An 18,279-nucleotide genomic window follows, 5' to 3' on the forward strand; every position below is an offset into this window, starting at 1 on the left:
CTCCTTCACGCGGGGTCCCGGCGCATGCGCTTTCGCAGTGCGCTCGCGTACTTGCCTATCATTCGGCGCATGAGGCTTACGCCGGTGTCGCTCTGGCGCGGCTCGCCGAACACGCGATAGGGGAAATCGAGGTCTTTCTGGATGGCCCAGATGTCGTCGTGGCGCTCGGGCGGAAAAATGCTCGCCGGGGTGCCTACCGCTATCCAGCCGATCGGCACTGTCGTGTCCTCTTCGAGCAGGGTGTCGATGTGCACGACGCCGTTGATGCGGACTTCCGACCATTTTCGCAACGTCGCGCCGTTGAAGACGGACGCCCCCGTTGCGATGAAGACTTCGTCGCCGACGGTGCAGCCGGTGAGGTGCGTATGCGGACCGATCATGACGTGTGAGCCGATCGTGCAATTGTCCGCCGCGGTACTGCGAATCACGGCATGCTCCATGACGATGGTGCTGTCGCCGAGCGTAATGGTGCCGCCGTCGGCGACCAGAATGGCTCCATCGCGTACCACCACGTTCGGCCCGAGGCGTACGTCGCCGCGTAACACCGCTGTCGGGGCGATCGTGGCCGTCGGATCGATGGAGGGCGTCGGATCGGTGCCGGACGGCGGGGGAGTGATGGTCGTCATGAATTGCTCCTTTCGGGGTTGGCGCCGCTGACAAAGTACACGGCAACGCCCGCCCAGCCAGTTCGGCTTTCGAGTGCTTCCCTGATGCCGGCCAGTTCCAGATCGGCCTGCGCAAGCTGCTCGGCGGGGATGACTTCCCGTTTATAGCCGAACATCAGGTCGAAGAACGCTTCCTTCGAAATCAAATCGGTGGACAGCAACAGGATTTCGCTGCGGATATCGGTAAAGCCCACGGTACGCATGTAGCCCGGCAAGCGGCTTCCCACCGTCCGGTCGCCGCCTCGCTCGGCCTGGGCGCGCCCCACCCGGCTGAGAAACGAATCGAGGGCCGGCACGGCCGGCACGACCTTGAGCCAGTCGTCGTCGATGTCGCAGATGCACAGCCGCCCGCCCGGGGCGAGGCAATGCCGGGCGTTGACGAGCGCCAGCACGGGTTCGGACAGGTGCTGGAAAACGAGTCGCGAATAGATGAAATCGAATTGCCCGATCGGTAGCACTTGCGGGTCGTACACATTCAATTGCTGCACGTCGGCGTTCGGCAGACCTTGCAGCCGTTGGCGCGCGAGCTGAATGGATACGTCGTTGACGTCCGCGGCCACCAGCCGCCGAGGCGAAAATCGTTCGGCGATTGCGGCGGAGACGGCACCGGAGCCGCATCCGAGGTCGAGTATTCGCGATTCCGGCATCAGGCCCGCGCGGCTCAGGTACTCGAATTCGAGCTCCGTAGCGATCGAGGCCTGCCGGTTCAATCGGCGCAGGGAGTCCTCGTTGTCTCTGAACCTGCCGAGCTGATACGAGGGGTCGATCGGTGCCGTCACGCCGACGGAAGCAGACTGTATTGCATCCATATGATGTCCTCGTACTGGTTGGAGACCCGCGCGGCACGGGGCAGTGTCGCGCAGGTACGGAATCCGCAGTGCTCGCTGCCGCGAACACTCGACCGGTTGTGTTCGAGAATGATGGCGACCAGAGACTGGAAGCCGGCGAGACGCGCGTGGTCCTGCAGGCGCCGCAACAGCCGGATGCCGAGACCCTGCGCGCGCCAGCGCCGGTTGATGTAGACCGCGACCTCCGCGATGTCGCGGGAGTACGGAAATGCCGAAAATTTCTTCAGCGCGGCCCATCCGACGAGTTCGCCCTCGGGAGATTCACCGACATAGACGCCGTAGCGCCCGGCATCGGCGAAATAGCCGGCAGCGAACCGAGTGGCATCCGCTTGTAGCGTGTCGCAGTTCGCGTGAACTTCGTCGGCGATGGCTTCGTTGTAGATGGCCATCATCGATGCTGCGTCCGTCTGCGTTGCGGGCCTAATGATCATGGTGCAACTCCAGCGCATGGACGACGACGCGCCCGCTGCCGTGGGCACCGAGCCGGAGCTCGCCGGTGCGGCGAAAGCCCAGTGCCGCGTAACCGCGTGAAAGCGCGGGCGATGCATCGTCCGAGAAGCCGATCACGACGCGAATGCCCTGCATGCACAATGACGAGCGGCATGCGTGGAGAAGTCTCTCCAGCGTGCCGTCGGGCGCGCGCGTGTCCAGATCGAAAACGAGGCGTGCCGTGCCGGCGTAGCCGGCCCGCTCGTGGTGACGCACGAGCGCCATCCAGGCGAGCGGCTCGCCCGTGTCGTCATACATCGCCGCTCCGGCGAGCAGATAATCGGGCGTGGCCAGCGCGCGAAACATCGACTCGTGTCCGCCATAGAGCAGCACGGCGAGCTGAGCGGACATCTGGCGACCGGCGTTCCAGCAGGCGGCGATCTGCTCCACGGTCCGCGCATCCCTGCCATCGATGGGGTGCACGGCGCCTTGCTGGTGTTGCACGGGATGTGGCGGCGCTGCCCGCTCCACGTCGGGCTCAGCCTGCATGGCTTGCCTCGGCGGAAATTGCGGACATGGCGGACATAGCGGAGATAGCGCCGGCATGTTCGGGGCCGAATACGCGCGTTTCGACAATCTGCCCGTCGGAGTCGGGCCACCATGCGCCGCAATCGTCGGAGACGATCGCCGCGCGCGAAGCCTCCATATCGAAGACCTCCATCCGATGGATCGGCGGGAAGTAGCAGTGCAGGGTCACGAGCGGTTCTGCCGTTGCATTGCCCATGTGGTGAACCATGCCGACCGGCGCATGGAAGATCGTGCCGGCCGCATAGCGCTGCTCCTCCACGCATTGCAGTTGGTCGCCCTCGGCGCTGTACCGGGCGTGAAGTGCCGATCCGCAAAGCACTCTGACCCATCCCTCGGATTGACCATGATCGTGAGGCAGCGACTTCGCGCGTTCGCCCCAGTTCATGACGATGAGCTCGATGTGCTCGTTCTGGAAAATCATGCGGCGCCCGTATGGGTTGCGTCCGGGTGCCATCAGATAGTTCCGCAGTTGGTCGAGATTGAAAACAGGGTTGGCCAGCGCCCACGCGACCCATTGCGCACGATCCGCGGAGCGCGCGCCGAATCGATGCAGCACGTCGGCAAGCGCTTCTTCGAAGGGCGATGCCGGCGTGGGACTCGTGACTGAATGCGAGATGGTTGCCATGGAAGTTCCTCGGTATGGGTATGACTGAGCTCGTCGAAGCTGGCGGCCGGGCAGGTCATGAGCTTTCGGGTGCGGTGGGCGCCCCCGGGGCGGCGCGTACCGAAGCGCCTTCGCTGCGCCCGAAGATGAGCCGTAGCAAGGGTGCCGTCAGGAACGTACTGGTCAGCGCCAGCATCGTCAGCGCCTGAAACAGGGGGGGGCCGATGATCTGCGCCTGCAGCAGGATGTTGATGGCCACGAGCTCCATGAGGCCCTTGCATTGAAGCATCGCGCCGAGCCCGAATGCTTGCTGCCACGGCATGCCGACGGCGCGCGCGGCAATCGAGACGGCACTGAATTTTCCCAGCATCGCGCACAGGGTGACCACAGCGGTGATTAGCCAGACCAGCGGGTTGGCGATGTCGATGTGCACGGCCGCGCCGGAAAGCACGAAGAAGAACGGCAGCAGGACGACCTGCGTCCACCGCATGATCGGTTCGCGCCAACTGCGCAATGCGTCGGCCGGCAACGCCGCGCCCGCGAGGAACGCGCCCACGATCGCGTGCACGCCGATGGCGTTCGCGACGATCTGGGACGCAAGCAGGATCGCCATCGAGAACAGCAGGCCGTCGCCGTACCGCAGCCATGCGTGCGAACGGTACAAGCGCTCGAGCCTTGCCGGCGCCCAAGCGAGCATTGCGGCGGCGTAGCAGACGAAGAGCACGATCGTCGTGGCGATCCGGGAGACGCTGCCGGCCATGCTGGCCATGACGACGGCCATCATGAGCCAGAGCCACACGTCGTCCAGCACGGCGCAGCCGATGGCGAGGCGGCCCAGCGGCGTCGATTCGATGCGCAGGTTCTCCAGGATCGAAATCAGTACCGGCAACGCGGTGACGGCAAGCGTAAGGCCCATTCCGAGGCAGAACGTCAATGGGGTGGCACGGTCCCCTTGTATCGACGGGAACGATTGCAGCAACGCGTAACCCGCACCGGCGCCGATCGCACACGTCGTGCCGAAGCCGGTCACGCTGATCGCGGCGAGCCGCCTCAGGCTGGCCGAGCCGGTGGGACCGCCGCGGTGAGCCGCGGCGGTGAGCGCCACGACGATCATCAACCCCAGCCATCCGAACGGCCGGAGCGAGTCGCCCACGCCGCCCGCGCCCAGTGCAATCCCGTGTCGGGCGAGCCACTCGGTACCGCCCGATATGTTGAGCGCAATGCCGAGCAGCATCTGCATGAAGGCGAGCGGAAACACGGCGTCGATCCGCAGCAGGTGCCTCGCGAGCACGGGCACGAGGACAATGGCCAGGAACGCCATGAGGAACGCGTTGGTCATGAGGCAGCTTCGAGGGAGGCGGGGAAGGCCCGGCCGTCAGCCGAGCAGGTTGACCAGACGCCGTACCGTGATGCCCTCGGCAAGATCCTCGACGGCAATTTCCTTGTCGAACGTCTGCCGGACGAGCTCGAGCATTCCGATCAACAGCACCGAGTCGCCGCCGAGCTCGAAGAATTCCTGGTCGTCGGAAAAGTCGTCCTGGCCCAGCAACTGCTGCCAGATCGTGTGCATGCTGGCCAGGCGCGTGTCGTCGAGGGCGATGTCGTGATTTGCGGTGAGGGTATCCATGGAATCTCCAGAGGAGGCGATGAGCCGGAGGATCGCTACGCTTGGGCGCCGATCGCGGGCCGTTTCTCGACAACGAGTCCGGCTTTGATATTGGGGCCGTCCGCGGTGAGCAGGAACTTGTCGCCGGGTTCGATCCCGTTGTTTGCTTCGAAGTCGAGGAGATTGATAAATGCATCGGCCGCGAAGCAATGGCCGAAGCGGGGTACGGCATCGAGGTAGAGCTGATGCTGCGAGAAACCTAGCCGACGCCCCCGCAAGCTGCTGATGGGTTTGAACAGGTTGCTCGTCAACACGCCGCGCAAATCGTGCTTTTCCAGCCCCGTGCTGGCAAACAGATCGGCCAGGAACCTGGTTTCCAGCTCGTGATCGTCCTGGCCCAGATTGTTGGACACCGGCGAGCGGCTGATCGAGAACTGATGCCCGGCGATTCGATATCCGGTGCGCGTGGGATGACGCACGAGGCAACTTGCGGCGCAATCGCTCAGCAAGGCGAATTTGTGCATCCTCAGCCGCTCGTCATAAAGTTTATCCGCGGTAATGACGAGCACCGTCTTCGACGGATCGCGCGACACCCATTCCGATGCCATGGCAATCGCGCCGATAAATGCTGCACAGTTGCTTAGCGTGACGCCGATCGGAAACGCGCGCGTGAGCCCAAGACTTCGGATGAACTCGATGTTCATGCCGATGTGATCGACTTCCGTGCCCGGGATCCGGCTGGAACAGAACATCACGAAATCGACGCGGGCCGGATCCATGTCCGCCTTTTCCAGCGTCTGACGGGCGGATGACAACCCGAGCGCTTGCACGTCGCGTGCCGTCTTGTGGTAGACGCCCCAACCGAAGATCGCCGGCAGATCGGGTAAATTGTTGGCCGCGATGAGTGCCGCAAAATCGGGGATTTCCCGATAGGGGTACGTCGATTCGCCCACGGCGTAGGCGATCGCGTCGATCGATGCACCTTGCATTGCTGCGCCCTCTCGCAGGAGTGGAATACGAGCCCGTTCCGGCGCAGGTGCCGGAACGGCAGCGTAGCTTCGTGAACTCACGCGGGAACGAACGGATCGCCGCGCATGTTGTGCGTACGGATCTTGTTGTGGTCATAGGGATTCGAACCCGAGACCACAACGGCGCCATAGTTCTCGAGGCTTACCTCGGCGCCGAATTCCACCAGTACGTCGGAGTCCGGATGGATCCTGACCTCGGGAGGCACGTAGCGCGACGAGTAGCCGACGCGCATTTCGCTCGTGAGCCCGGCATGAGGCAGGGACGAGTGGAGTACGGTGGACCAGAAGATCACCACCTCGCCCTTCTTCATTTCGAGGTAGACGGCTTTCGATTCATCCGGCGCCCAATCCTTGTCTTTTTGCAGGTCGCGGTAGTCGTAGCCCCACAGGCCTCGGTGTACGCCGTTCTTGACGAGGTTGTTGTTCTTGTCCGGATCGTAGACGAGCCGTTTGGTCTCGTCGTAATACATCATGTTATGCGTACCCGGGACGATGGCGAGGCAGGCGGTGTCTTTCATGGCGTCGGTGAAAGCGCACCATGCCGTGATCGTTCCCCGCCGCTGCGCATTGTCGGGCCATTCGATATGCGGCCTGCCGGCCACTCCCGCGAACGATTCGGCCTGATGCCAGTCGGTACCGGCGTCGCCGGGGTATTTAGAGAAAAACTCGCTTTTCCAGCAAAGCAGATTGGGTCCCATCAAACTGCGGACCTTGTGCACGATCTTGGGATGGCATACGTGAGCCCCGAGAAATGGAATATCCAGATGCCGATCGTAATTCGCGAGATTGTTCTTTCCGCTGTTGGCTACCGTATTGTCCCGGTAAACGGCATTGCGCCGGTCGAGCAGCTGCAATCTCAGCCGCTTCCAATGCGCATCCATTTCCTCCGGTTCATAAACCTTGAACGGTTTGATGTACCCGTTTTTGAAGAAGAAATCGATCTCATCTTCGGTAAGGCCAAAGTCCTGCTTTTCAATTACCGTCATTTTTTGACTCCTTGACTCGCTATGACACATTCCGACCGCAGTGAGCGGGCGTGCATGATGAATCACATTTCTGGCGGCCAAGCCAATAGACGAGGCTCTCCCCGTTGAACGGGCAGAACTCTCTTCGAAACCGAGGTGAGACGGCGAAAAATCAGTTAAAGAAACACGAGCAGCGACGTGCCGTCCATGTGTGACGGAAGCACAGTTCGCGTTGGCCTGCAAGAGTTTCTTGTATTAATGCATGTTATAAGCATGTCTTTAATGATCCTAAGTGTCAGTCTTAGCAGCAGGCGCGAGCCGATGATGCTGTAACACGGTGGAACAAAGAAACGCCGCGGGGGAAAACTCTATGCTCTATGGGTAACACAAAACGTGGCGTATCCAAGGATTCAATAAGCCGGGCATTGATGCTGCCCGCACATGCCGATACCGGCATGGCGGTCGATTTTATGATGCCTGGATACGGAACCTACGCAGTCCGATGCACGACGCAGGCAGATTAGCATGCTGAAAAATCGAATTCAACAACAATTCGCATTGTTGGTGATTTGCTTATGAGCTCTTTAGTGGGTGAGTATGTACAGACCTTTTCTCTTTTTTTAAAGAGGCTTGCGTACAGACCTTTTTGGTTTGATTGCACCATTATGTTTATTTTTTCGATTGCATGCATCGTTATGGTGCTTCGGGCGCTGATGAAAATTAGCGCGTCGGCATCGCGAGGCGTTACCGATCGATAGCGTCATTCGCGAGGGGATATGTTCTCGCGGTAGTGGAAAGCAATCGTCGCTTCAGGCGTGGGCGAGGCCAGGGGGATTCCCGGCATGGGCCGCCGCGCCGCGCAGGTGCGCTCGACGTTGCGTCGAGGGCCGCGCGTGCCTTCGGTTGCGGCGTGAGCGCGTCGCCGTTCATCGTCGCGGCGGTCACGCCTTTCAAGGAGCGTTCTCCGGGCATTCAATGAAATTCAAAATTCTTTCACATCCATTACGTACGATCTGCCTTCTCTGCGGCATCGACTGCATGCGGCCCTGTCCGGGCGCCGCCCGCAGGTGCCGTAGCCCCCCCACAACGATACCGGCATAAAGACGACAAATGACTGCTCCCACTTCCATGTCGCGGCGCCAGGCGCTGAAATGGTTTGCTAGTGCTCCGCTGCTTCCGATCGCGACGGGTTCGCTGACGGCCTTCTCCCTCGCCGCTTGCGGCGGCTCTTCGGCGACGGCCGCCTCACGCCATTTCTCGTCCGCATCGTTTGTCGGTATGAGCGCCCCGACGCTCGACACGCCCGCCGCCATGGCGAAGAGCACGGTCGGCTCGAGTCTCTCTCTGGCGTTCAGCGATGGTTCGACGCAGGCATTTCCGCTCTCGTATCAAACGTTCTTCACGACCGGCGACGCAGTGCCCGACGGAAACGGCGGCACGCTCCTCGCGGGCGGCTATTACGATATCAATCAGCAACCGATCATCGATACGTCGGTGACTGGCCAGGAGCGTCAGTTCTTCTCCGATTGCCCGGACGGCACGTCGCTGCTCAAACTCGACAATCCCGCTGTGCCCGGCGTGAAGGGCAATACGGTCTTTGCCGTCGTGCAGTTCGAGTACACAACGCGCAACCAGGGCGGCACGAGCATGTATGGCCTGTTGCCTTCGCCCATCGCCGTGCTCACGCTCGACCAGGACCCCGCCACGGGCGCGCTGAAGCTCGTGAAGTACCACAACGTGAACACCGCCCCGGCAAATGGCCTTTGGATCACGTGCGGCGCGAGTCTTTCGCCGTGGAATACGCATCTGTCCAGCGAGGAGTACGAACCCGATGCGACGAAAGCCGCCACCGATACGCAGTTGCGCGGCTTCAGTCAAAACCTTTACGGCAACGCGAACACCGCGAACCCCTACAACTACGGCCATTTGCCCGAGGTGACGGTCAATCCGGACGGAACGGGCACGATCGTCAAGCACTATTGCGTCGGCCGCATTTCGCACGAGCTCGTGCAGGTGATGCCCGACGAGCGCACTGTCCTCATGGGCGACGATGCCACGAATGGCGGTGCGTTCATGTTCGTGGCCGACCGCGCGCGCGATCTGTCGAGCGGCACGCTCTATGTGGGCAAGTGGCACCAGACATCCGGCACGGGGCCGGGCGCGGCAACACTCAGCTGGATCAAGCTCGGCTCGGCGACGAGCGCCGAAATCAAGGCGCTCATCGACGGCGGTATCAAGTCCACCGACATCATGGACGTCAAGACGACCGACCCGAGCGACTCGAGCTATACGAAGATTCCGTATGGCGGCAAGTTCAACTGGGTCAAGCTGAATCCCGGGATGGAAAAGGCGGCCGCTTTCCTCGAGACGCACCGTTATGCCGCGCTCATGGGCGGCAGCATGGGCTTCACGAAGTGGGAAGGCACGACCGTCAACCCGACCGACAAGATTGCCTACATCGCGATGTCGCGTATCGAGAGCTCGATGCTCGACGGCTCGGGCGACGTCAAGGTGCAGGGGCCATATTCGGGTGCCGTTTATGCGCAGAACCTGCGGGGCGGGCAAACCGACAGCAAGGGCGGCGCGATCGCGAGCGAGTGGGTGCCGGTGGACATGGCTGCGATTTCCGCGCTTACGAGCGAGGACCTGGGCGGCGCGAAGATGGCGCAACAGGATGCGCTCGGCAATTTTGCCAATCCCGACAAGATTGCGACGCCCGACAACCTGAAGTTCTCGCAGCGGCTGCGCACGCTTTTCGTCGGTGAGGACAGCAACACGCACGTGAACAACTTCCTGTGGGCGTACAACGTCGATACAGGCGTCCTCTCGCGGCTGCTGTCGTGCCCGGCGGGCGCTGAATCGACGGGGCTGCACGCGGTCGACGAACTCAACGGCTGGACCTACATCATGAGCAACTTCCAGCATGCCGGCGATTGGGAGTCTCCACTGCACGACAAGGTCAAGGCAACGCTCGATCCGCTCGTGCGCGCGAACTACAAGGACCGCTTCGGCTCCTCGGTGGGCTATCTGACGCTGGATACGCGGCAGATCACCGCGTCCTGAGCGTCCTGAGCGTCCTGATACGCGCCGAGGCACCCGGCAGGCCCTGGCCGCACATGGCGCCAGGGCCTGCGCGCTTTATGTCTGTCTCGCCGATCCGGACACGATTTGTCCGCGCGGCGCGGTAAGATCCGGTCCTGCACTGAAGAGGACTGGGGCGATGATCAGATTCCTGCATACCGCTGATTGGCAGATCGGCACGCAGTTCGGCCAGTTCGAGGCCGACGAGGCGGCGCATCTGACCGAGGCTCGCTACGAGACGGTTCGCCGCATTGCGGGCGAGGCGGCCGCGCGGCACGTCGACATGGTGCTCGTGGCCGGCGACGTGTTCGATCAGCAGACGGTATCCGATACGGCGATCCGGCGCCTGTTCGGCGCGTTGTCGGATTTTGCCGGGCCGTGGGTATTGCTGCCCGGCAATCACGACGCGGCCCTCGCCGAGAGCGTCTGGACTCGCGCGCAGCGGCTCGGCTGCGTGAGCGCGAATGTACACGTCGTGACGCAGCCGTCCGTCGTTTCGTTCGACGCGCTGCGCTGTGCGCTGCTGTGCGCACCGCTTACGCAGCGCACGACTTACGACGACACCACGCTCTTTTTCGACCAGGCCGCCACGCCGCCGGAGTACTTCCGCATCGGCCTCGCGCACGGCAGCGTCACGGGCATCCTGCCCGAGGGCGTCGATTCGACGAATCCGATCGACGCGTCGCGGGCGCGAACCGCGCGGCTCGACTATCTCGCGCTGGGCGATTGGCATGGCCACCTGCAGGTCGACGCGAGAACCTGGTATGCGGGCACACATGAGCAGGATCGGTTTCGGACCAACGAACCGGGTTTCGTACTCGACGTTTCGCTGCCGGCGCCGGGAGAAACGCCGTTGGTTACGCCGCTACCGGTCGGCAAGTACCGGTGGCACAAGTGGGACGAGGCTCTTGCCGTCGATAGCGATATCGAGGCGCTCGCGGCGCGTCTGGCGGCGCTCGGGGCGGGCGACGTCCTGAAGCTTGCAGTGACGGGGGCTGCCGATCTGGCCGCGGTCGAGCGGATGCGGCTTGCCGTGGACGAAGCGAGAGCGCGCGTGCGGGCGCTGCGGTTCGATGCGTCGGATCTGGGTGTGAGGCCGAGCGAGGCCGATCTTGCGGCGCTGGGCGCACAGGGCGGCTATCTCGGCAAGGTAGTGGAGCGCCTCTCGGCGCTTCAGTCCGATGCGGCGCAAGCGAGCGTTGCGGCCGAAGCGCTCGTGCTGCTGGCTCAGTTCCAGCGTGAGGCGAAACCGGCATGAAGCTTCAACGCATTGCGATCGAGGAGTTCAAGCAGTTCGGTGCGCGTGTCGTCATCGATTCGCTTGGGCCGGGTCTGAACGTATTCACCGGGCCCAACGAGGCCGGCAAGAGCACGATTGCCGAAGCCGTGCGCACGGTATTTCTCGAGCGTTACAAGGCCTCGCATCTGAAAGACCTGCTGCCGTGGGGGCGTGCGAGCGGGCAGCCGACTGTCGAAGTCAGCTTCGTGGCGAACGGGCAGTCGTGCACGCTGACGAAGCAATTCGTGACGCGCCCGCGCTGCAACCTGAAAATCGGCCACGAGGTGTTCGGCGAAGACGAGGCCGAGGAGAAGCTCGCGCTCATTCTGGGGTTTTCGCGCGCGGCGCGCGGTGCGATGAAAGACGCCGACGCAGGCGTTCCCGGGTTGCTCTGGGTGCAGCAGGGGCAATCGCAGCAGATTCGCGAGGCCGGCAGCCACGCCGCACAGTATCTGCGTGACTCGCTCGCACAGCTTTCGGGCAGCCGTCAGGCCGGCGGCGAGGATGCGCTCATCGAGGCGGTGCGCGGCGAACTCGCGCAATTGTTGACGAGCCGATCGCAGCGGGCGACCGGCGCGCTCGCGCAGGCGGAAAAGGAGCTTGCGTCCGCTCGCGACGAATACGCGTCGCTCGAGCAGCAACGCGGCCAGTTCGAAGGCGATACCGAGCGTCTGGCCGCCTTGCAGCAGGCGTTCGACGAGGCGCAGCAAAAGCGCGCCTGGGAAACGCTCGAAAGCAAGGCACAGGACGCGCATCGGCGCGCCGCGGCCCTGGCCGAGATGGCGAGTAGCCTGAACGCGCTCGATCAATCGGTGCAACTGCGCGAAGCCGAGTTGGCGCTGTCGGTTCAACACGAAACCCATGCCGCCGAGCTCGAGGCCTCCGTCGCCGAGCGCAGACGCCAACTCGAGCGGGCGGAGGCGCAGGCGCGGCAAGCGCAGGCCGATCACGCGCGCGTGTCGCTCGACATGACACGTTGCCAAGCGGCCGCGAGCGAAGCGGCACGTGCGCTGGAGCTTGCGAACGTCGCAGGCATGGCGCGCGAACTCGACGATCAATTACAGCTCTATCGCGTGGAGATCGAACGGCTCGATGCGTCGATCGGCGCCGCCGGGCTCGCGCATGCCGCGGTGGTCGAAGCAACGCGTGCGGCAGCATCGCTCGAAGTCGATCCTCAGCAACTGCAGCGGTTGCGGGCGCTCGCGAGGCAGGCAGACCTGCTGCGCGCGAAGGTCGACGCGGCCATGACGCGCGTCGAGTATCGTCTGCGCTCGCCGATCCGGATCGGCGAGCGCAGCGTCGAAGGCGAGGGCGTGCTGCGGCTCGATGGTGCGCAAACGCTCGTTGTGCCCGACTGCGGCGAACTGACGATCGTGCCGGGCATATCCGATCTGGCGGCGCTGCGTGCCCAGTGCGCCGAGCTCGACGCCGCGCAGGCGCAACTGCTGAAGGCACTCGGCGTGGCGTCGCTCGACGATGCCGAGACGCGTCACGAGGCATGGAAGTCTCAGGTGGCGGCGTTGCAGAACCAGCAGACGATCCTCGCCTTGCACGCACCTCGAGGTATCGAGGCATTGCGCGAGGCGCGCGCGGCGGCGCAGGCGCGCAGCCAGACTGCCAATGAGCGGCGTGCCGCGCTGCCCGACGCGGCAGGCGCACTGACGCTCGAAGAGGCGAGACGGGCGGCCGATCTCGCGCGAGCGGCGCTGGACGCCGCGGCAGCCGCGCAGCAACGGGCCGCGGATGCCCGCGCATCGGCGCTCACGGCGTGCGAGTCGCTGGCGGACTCGCTGCGCCGAGACGAGGCCCAACTCGCGAGCGAAGAATTCCGCACCCGTCGCGCGCAATGGCGGGCGGCGATCGTCGAGCAACGCACGCATGTGGAGGCGCTGGAGAAACAGCGCGAAGCACTTGTCCGGGCGCTCGAGCAGGCCCGCATCGACGATCCCGTGCAAGAAGAGCACCGCTATCGCGCCTCGGCCGAGCTCGCACGCGAAGAGCAGCATCACCGTCAGGTGAGGATTGCCGCTTTGCGGAGCCAGCTCGAAGCGGCGGGCGCAAGTGGGCTCGGCGAGCGCGCGGCCCGCGCACAGGCGGCGCTCGAGCGTGCGCAGCGTCGTTGGGCGGAGCTTTCTTTACGGGCCGATGCCTTGCGGCTGCTCGAGCGCACGCTCGTGGAGGAGCGCGATGCAGCCATGGCGCAACTGCGCGCACCCCTGACGGAGCGCCTGGGCCACTACCTGAGACGCTTTTTTCCGGAGGCGGGCATGACGCTCGACGATGCGCTCGGGCCGCTGGCGGTCCAGCGCGACGGGCGGCTCGATGCGCTCGACGCGCTGAGTTTCGGCACGCAGGAGCAAATGGGCATCGTCACGCGGCTTGCCTATGCCGACGTATTGAAAGCCGCGGGGCGCCCGACGCTCCTGATGCTCGACGATGCGGCCGTGCACACGGACAGCGTGCGGCGCGATGCGCTGAAACGGGCGCTGCTCGATGCGGCGAACCGCCATCAGATTCTGCTTTTCACCTGCCACCCCGAGTTGTGGAACGACCTCGGTGTACGCCATCGGTCTATCGACGAACTGAAGGTGGCGCTTTAGCCAGGCAACGTTCGCGCGGTGGAGTAACCGCGCAAACGACTGCGATTCGGCGATGCCTTTATGCGCTCTTTCGATGGCGCTCAGTCCCGGTAAAGCTGTGCAAGCTGCCGGAACTCGGCCGCGAATTCCGCCCGCAGCTCGGGTGGGCCGAGTACTTCCACGCCAGTTCCGATCGAGCGGATCCACCAGCGCAGCTTCAGGCTGGGCACGACGGTGCCCGTGATCTTCAAGCGCCCGTCCGGGAGCGCGCTGACCTCCTGGTCGGCCGCCATCGGCGACTCCTTCAGGTGGCTGCCGGCGCTTTCCGTAACCGCGAGTTCGAGCTTGACCGGAGCGGTCGTGAGGAAATCGAACTCGCGCCGCGTCTGGATGTAGTCCTGCAGCGTGAAATCCTTGGGGTAGGCGAAGGACTTGCCCGAATCGGTTACTTCGGCAATGCGGTCCAGCCGGTAGAGGCTGCGCAGCGGTTCGCGTTTGCCCTTCGACGGATCCGGTGCGCGGCTCGGGTCTTGCCCGACGAGGTACATCAGCCCGGCGGATTCCACGAGCGCAAGCGGCCAAAGTCTTTTTGCGGGGGGCTCCTCCGATTGCCCGGCGCGATAGGCGGCCCGGTATCGCACCATGAGTTCGCGTTCGAAGAAAGTTGCGGTTGCAACGACATCGAGCGTCTCCGCATTGACGGGGGGGCGAAGCAGCTTGAACGTTCCGTCGACCGAGTCGACCTTTTCGGGCCATGCGCGATAGACGCGGTTATCGGCTTTTTCCTGCGAAAGCCGGATGTCGGCCGCCTCGAACAGCGGCGCGATATCCTTCATGACCGCTTCGGGCAGTTTGTTGCCGGCAAACCGCTGAAGGACGTGAAACGCAAGGGCTTCCGATGCGCTCATGAGCCCGAACCCGTCGCGCACGCCTTGCAGCCAGGGCTTTCTCTGCCATAGCAGATCGCGGCCCTCCGTGCGTGAAATCACGAGGCGCCGTTCCTCGAGAGAATTCAGATGCCGCAGTACGAGACGCGGGTAGACCGCATGTCCGCGTGCTTCGATGCGCTTGCGCGCCTCCGACGTCGTAACCCAGCCATCGCCGTCGCGCTCGGTCGGCAAGATGCGAAGCAATGCTTCATCAAGGATGGACTGCATGGATGAAATGGTCGATAAGGAATGAAGGCAAGCGGCCGGCGCGGCAAAGCTCAAATCCGATAGCGGCTCCCCGCTTGCTCCGCGAATAGACTCGATGCCTGGATTATCGCTCCCAACATGGACATTTGCTGTCCGAATCGGGGGATGCGTCGGCGGTGCGGCCTTCGCGGCTCTGGTCGCGCCGGTCTACCGGTGGTCGAACCGGCTTGAGCCAGGTCAAGGGATGCGGCGCCTGCGCCGATACACTGGCCTTCATGGGACGCTAGTCGTCACCGCAAGATCATGGCTCATGGAGGTTGTCCGAATGTTCGACGTTCAAAAGCATCACCTGCTTGCGGACGCGTTGCCGCGCGCATTGAGTACGATCGCGATCGCGTTCGCGCTGGTGGCGGCGATCGTGCCGCTGAGCGCACGCGCTGCCGACGCCGCCGCGGCGGACCATTCGTTTTCCGGTACGTCGGTGACGCAGACCACTGCGGCGGTCGTGGGCATCGATCCCGCGAGTAACAGCGTGACGCTCTTCGAGGAAAACGGAAACATCCTCAACGTCGTGGTCGATAAGGCCGTCGGCGACGTCAACAAACTTCGAATCGGCGATGACTTGACGATCACCTATACGCGGGCGCTGCTGTTGCGCGCCGACAAGTCCGCCTCTCATGCCGTGCGCGAGCGTGTGGATACCGAATCGACCACGCCGGCCGTACGTGGCGCCACGACCTCCGTGCATCGGATTCAGGCGCTTGCAACGGTCCAGCGGATCGATCGCGAGAGCCGGCTCGTGACGCTGCGCGGGCCGACGCGCACGGTAACGCTGCAGGTGTCGTCCGATAAGCTGCTCGACGACCTCGCACCCGGCGAGAGCGTGCGAGTGGATTACGTCGAAGCAACCGCCGTGCAAATCTATCGTGAAGGCGCTCCGCTTCGCTGACCGACTGATCGCCGGAAGTGTATGCATATCGCGGTAGATACGGATGGCCGATACGGGATTTGCAAACGCACGGCACAGCCATCGCATATAGCGGCCGTCCCCGGCTTGTTACTGTTCGGCCTGGACTTCAGTTGTTGTCGCAACTGCATTGCAGCGGGCTTATCGCGGCAATGAACTGCGTTTCGAATGCATTCAACAGCCGGCGCTGGGCTGCATCGCCCAGCGCGCGCGTCAAGAGCGACATCTCGCGTGCGGAGAACCGCTCGATGGCGTCTATTTCACCGGCGATCTGTTGGGCCGATTCGTCGTCGTAGGTCGCCCCGAAGGCGGCGGTGCGCGCGAGCCAGATCCCAGCGGTCGGATCCTCGATGTCCTGCGCTGCCGCTGCGCGAGCACGGCACGGTGTCAACACGATATCCGCGGCAGCGATCAGCGCGAACTGCCTTGGCGTCGCAGCGAGCGCATCGAGCAGTTCGATGCGCTCCGCAAACCGATCTGCCCAACAATGGACCCCGCATCTGCGCAGCGACTCGTCGCCCCCGACGATCAGCAGCCGCGCGTGCGCCGCCCGCAGCAGCGTTTGCGCGAGTGCCTGCCAGTTATCGTCTTTGCCCGCTTCATCGCTGCGCGCTACGGCGGCGAGCAGCAGCGTCGAGGGTGCCGCGCCGAGCAGGGCGCGGGCCTCGGCGCGCCCTCGCGCCGAAAAGCGGCCGCGCCACGCGTCGGGCAGCGAGACGTCCGTGTATTCGTCTGCGAGCGACGGGGCGCGATCTCCCACGATGATGAACCGGGCACCCGCGCATGTGCGTAGTGCGGTACGGGCATTTTCGCGCGCACCATCGTCGGCGAGTGACACTGGGCTGACGGATGGTTGTGCGGCGGCTCGCTCGACGATGAAGGTCGATGCGTGGCCGAGCGTCGAGCGCAGGCGTGTACTGTGCGCGGCCAAGGCCTGCAGGTAGTCGCCCGCATCGAGAAACACGATTCGCGCGGCTCGTGTGCCCGCAACAACTTCCTCGCAGGCGTCGAGCAGCGGGGCAATCTGCGCCGGGACCAGCGCGGCCATTTCGGCTCCTCGCAGATCGAGCGCAGAAGCGACGATGCGCGGGGCTGTCCGCGTCGCACGACGAAGCTCCACCAGCCGCGAGCAGGCATAGTCTGTACGCGTGACGATGAAAATCGCCGTACCGGGCATGCGCTCGGCCGCCGACACCGCCTGAGCGAGAAGGCTGATGCGATCGCCGCGCATGAGTGGTTCGACGAACACGATGCTCGCGGTTTGGCCGCCCGGAAGGGGGGGAGTGAAGGAAGCGCCGTGGCCCACGTTATATGCCCGATCATTCGATTGTGCGGATGCCCGAACTCGACGCTACGCCACAACGATTGGTTTATTCGGACAAAACGTTGCCATCGAACCGACTCGTTGTCTTGTTTTCGTCCGCGTTCGGACGGCCGCAAGCCGCGTAACGGCCGAACGGGTAGACTCGATACGGGTTGCGGCAGCGTGTTGCTCGCGCTCGCGCCCTTCGAGGTGCGACGTTTGGCAGGCCCCGGGGCGCCGCACCGCCGCACGCGAGTTGGAATCGATCGGGAGGGCGATGAAGTGTCCGCGGAGCAAACGAGTCTGCCCGGCTTTGCCGCGTTGCCAGAGCCGGAAGTCGATTGGTACCCGCACTGGCTCGATGAGGCCCAGGCTATCGCGCTGTTCGAGGCGCTGCTGCGCGAAGTCGAATGGAAGCAGGATGTCATCGGCACGCCGGGCGGCCGCAAGCCTTTGCCGCGCCTGACGGCATGGCAGGGCGACCGCGGTGCGGTCTATGTCTACTCGGGCATACGCAACGATCCGGGTGCCTGGACGCCTGCGGTGCAGACGCTAAAAGTCTTGGCGGAAGCGGCAACAGGCGAGCGATTCAACAGCGTCCTGCTCAATCGGTATCGGAACGGCGAAGACAGCATGGGCTGGCACGCTGACCGCGAGCGCGAGCTGGGCGAGGCGCCGGTCATCGCATCGGTGAGCCTTGGCGCCCCGCGCCGTTTCGACCTCCGCCACAACCACAGCGGCGAGCGCAGAGCGTTCGTGCTAGCCAACGGCAGCTTGCTCGTCATGCGCGGACAGACTCAGGCGCAGTGGCAGCATCGGGTGCCGAAGGCGGCCGGCGCGGTTGGTGAACGGATCAATCTGACCTTCCGGTTCGTTGTGCCGCGATAGATCGCAGAACAGCAATTTCCTGCGATATATTTCTCATACGAAAAATAAGAAATTTATGCGCATAAAGAAGAGGCGCATCTTCATTGGGCATGGAACAGGCGCGAACGCCGAGCGACCGGCAGCGAACGCGCAGGCCAAAATGACGTGGTGGGGGCAAAAAAAACGGCCCGCCGATGTCATTCCGAGCGGGCCCAGGAGGGTTGGCCTCGAGATAGCCAAGGCCGACTATATCAACGCTCGGGTGCCGACGAGGCCGTCGGTAATGAACCGTAAAGAAATGCCGTTGCGGGCGGTAGCCGGCGGGCTCCGGCGA

General features: G+C 63.8%; 16 protein-coding genes. 5 read left to right on the forward strand and 11 right to left on the reverse strand.

The window, feature by feature from the left end:
* Nucleotides 1-5: 5 nt before the first annotated feature.
* The 9 genes from U0034_RS19425 to U0034_RS19465 all read right to left on the reverse strand — a co-directional run bounded on the left by U0034_RS19425 (nucleotide 6) and on the right by U0034_RS19465 (nucleotide 6,754).
* Nucleotides 6-626 carry a gamma carbonic anhydrase family protein gene (locus tag U0034_RS19425; RefSeq protein ID WP_085229773.1) on the reverse strand — a complete coding sequence of 207 codons (621 nt, stop codon included), beginning with the start codon at nucleotides 624-626 and terminating at the stop codon, nucleotides 6-8.
* A complete protein-coding gene (locus U0034_RS19430; protein WP_085229774.1) occupies nucleotides 623-1,474 on the reverse strand; it encodes a class I SAM-dependent methyltransferase in 852 nt (283 codons plus the stop codon). The genes U0034_RS19425 and U0034_RS19430 overlap by 4 nt, the downstream gene beginning before the upstream one ends.
* Nucleotides 1,441-1,905 (reverse strand): GNAT family N-acetyltransferase, encoded by a 465-nt coding sequence (locus U0034_RS19435; protein ID WP_158243568.1) that lies wholly within the window; start codon nucleotides 1,903-1,905, stop codon nucleotides 1,441-1,443. The genes U0034_RS19430 and U0034_RS19435 overlap by 34 nt, the downstream gene beginning before the upstream one ends.
* A 28-nt stretch (nucleotides 1,906-1,933) precedes the next feature.
* The gene (locus U0034_RS19440; RefSeq protein WP_158243569.1) at nucleotides 1,934-2,491 is read right to left on the reverse strand and encodes a GNAT family N-acetyltransferase; all 558 of its coding nucleotides are present in this window, start codon (nucleotides 2,489-2,491) and stop codon (nucleotides 1,934-1,936) included.
* Nucleotides 2,481-3,155: a cysteine dioxygenase gene (locus U0034_RS19445; protein WP_085229776.1), complete on the reverse strand. Its 675-nt coding sequence runs from the start codon at nucleotides 3,153-3,155 to the stop codon at nucleotides 2,481-2,483. Before U0034_RS19445 ends, U0034_RS19440 begins: the two co-directional genes overlap by 11 nt.
* A 55-nt stretch (nucleotides 3,156-3,210) precedes the next feature.
* Nucleotides 3,211-4,473: a cation:proton antiporter gene (locus U0034_RS19450; RefSeq protein ID WP_085229777.1), complete on the reverse strand. Its 1,263-nt coding sequence runs from the start codon at nucleotides 4,471-4,473 to the stop codon at nucleotides 3,211-3,213.
* Nucleotides 4,474-4,509: 36 nt separating this feature from the next.
* Nucleotides 4,510-4,761 (reverse strand): acyl carrier protein, encoded by a 252-nt coding sequence (locus U0034_RS19455; RefSeq protein ID WP_085229778.1) that lies wholly within the window; start codon nucleotides 4,759-4,761, stop codon nucleotides 4,510-4,512.
* A gap of 35 nt (nucleotides 4,762-4,796) precedes the next feature.
* A complete protein-coding gene (locus U0034_RS19460; protein ID WP_158243570.1) occupies nucleotides 4,797-5,570 on the reverse strand; it encodes a beta-ketoacyl-[acyl-carrier-protein] synthase family protein in 774 nt (257 codons plus the stop codon).
* Between the two features lie 236 nt (nucleotides 5,571-5,806).
* Entirely contained in the window at nucleotides 5,807-6,754 is a 948-nt protein-coding gene (locus tag U0034_RS19465) for a chlorinating enzyme (protein ID WP_085229780.1), read from the reverse strand.
* A gap of 1,089 nt (nucleotides 6,755-7,843) precedes the next feature.
* Here U0034_RS19465 and U0034_RS19470 point away from each other — a divergent pair.
* The 3 genes from U0034_RS19470 to U0034_RS19480 all read left to right on the forward strand — a co-directional run bounded on the left by U0034_RS19470 (nucleotide 7,844) and on the right by U0034_RS19480 (nucleotide 13,693).
* A complete protein-coding gene (locus U0034_RS19470; protein WP_085229782.1) occupies nucleotides 7,844-9,796 on the forward strand; it encodes a PhoX family protein in 1,953 nt (650 codons plus the stop codon).
* 157 nt (nucleotides 9,797-9,953) lie between these two features.
* Nucleotides 9,954-11,072 carry a metallophosphoesterase family protein gene (locus tag U0034_RS19475; protein ID WP_085229783.1) on the forward strand — a complete coding sequence of 373 codons (1,119 nt, stop codon included), beginning with the start codon at nucleotides 9,954-9,956 and terminating at the stop codon, nucleotides 11,070-11,072.
* Nucleotides 11,069-13,693, forward strand: coding sequence for an AAA family ATPase (locus tag U0034_RS19480; RefSeq protein WP_085229784.1), 2,625 nt, complete (start codon nucleotides 11,069-11,071; stop codon nucleotides 13,691-13,693). The genes U0034_RS19475 and U0034_RS19480 overlap by 4 nt, the downstream gene beginning before the upstream one ends.
* A gap of 80 nt (nucleotides 13,694-13,773) precedes the next feature.
* Here the strand turns inward: U0034_RS19480 and U0034_RS19485 are convergent, their stop codons facing one another.
* Complete coding sequence (locus U0034_RS19485) at nucleotides 13,774-14,829, reverse strand: helix-turn-helix transcriptional regulator (protein WP_085229785.1); 1,056 nt, start codon at nucleotides 14,827-14,829, stop codon at nucleotides 13,774-13,776.
* Between the two features lie 304 nt (nucleotides 14,830-15,133).
* Here U0034_RS19485 and U0034_RS19490 point away from each other — a divergent pair, with 304 nt between their 5' ends.
* On the forward strand, nucleotides 15,134-15,757 hold the full coding sequence (locus tag U0034_RS19490) for a hypothetical protein (protein ID WP_233212055.1): 624 nt from the start codon (nucleotides 15,134-15,136) through the stop codon (nucleotides 15,755-15,757).
* Between the two features lie 127 nt (nucleotides 15,758-15,884).
* On the opposite strand, the gene U0034_RS19495 is transcribed toward U0034_RS19490, so the two are convergent.
* On the reverse strand, nucleotides 15,885-17,024 hold the full coding sequence (locus U0034_RS19495; RefSeq protein ID WP_139831209.1) for a hypothetical protein: 1,140 nt from the start codon (nucleotides 17,022-17,024) through the stop codon (nucleotides 15,885-15,887).
* Between the two features lie 357 nt (nucleotides 17,025-17,381).
* Between U0034_RS19495 and U0034_RS19500 the strand changes: the two genes are divergently transcribed.
* A complete protein-coding gene (locus U0034_RS19500; protein ID WP_085229898.1) occupies nucleotides 17,382-17,966 on the forward strand; it encodes an alpha-ketoglutarate-dependent dioxygenase AlkB family protein in 585 nt (194 codons plus the stop codon).
* Nucleotides 17,967-18,279: the final 313 nt, after the last annotated feature.

This window comes from Trinickia caryophylli, assembly GCF_034424545.1.
In the GTDB taxonomy this organism is placed as follows: domain Bacteria; phylum Pseudomonadota; class Gammaproteobacteria; order Burkholderiales; family Burkholderiaceae; genus Trinickia; species Trinickia caryophylli.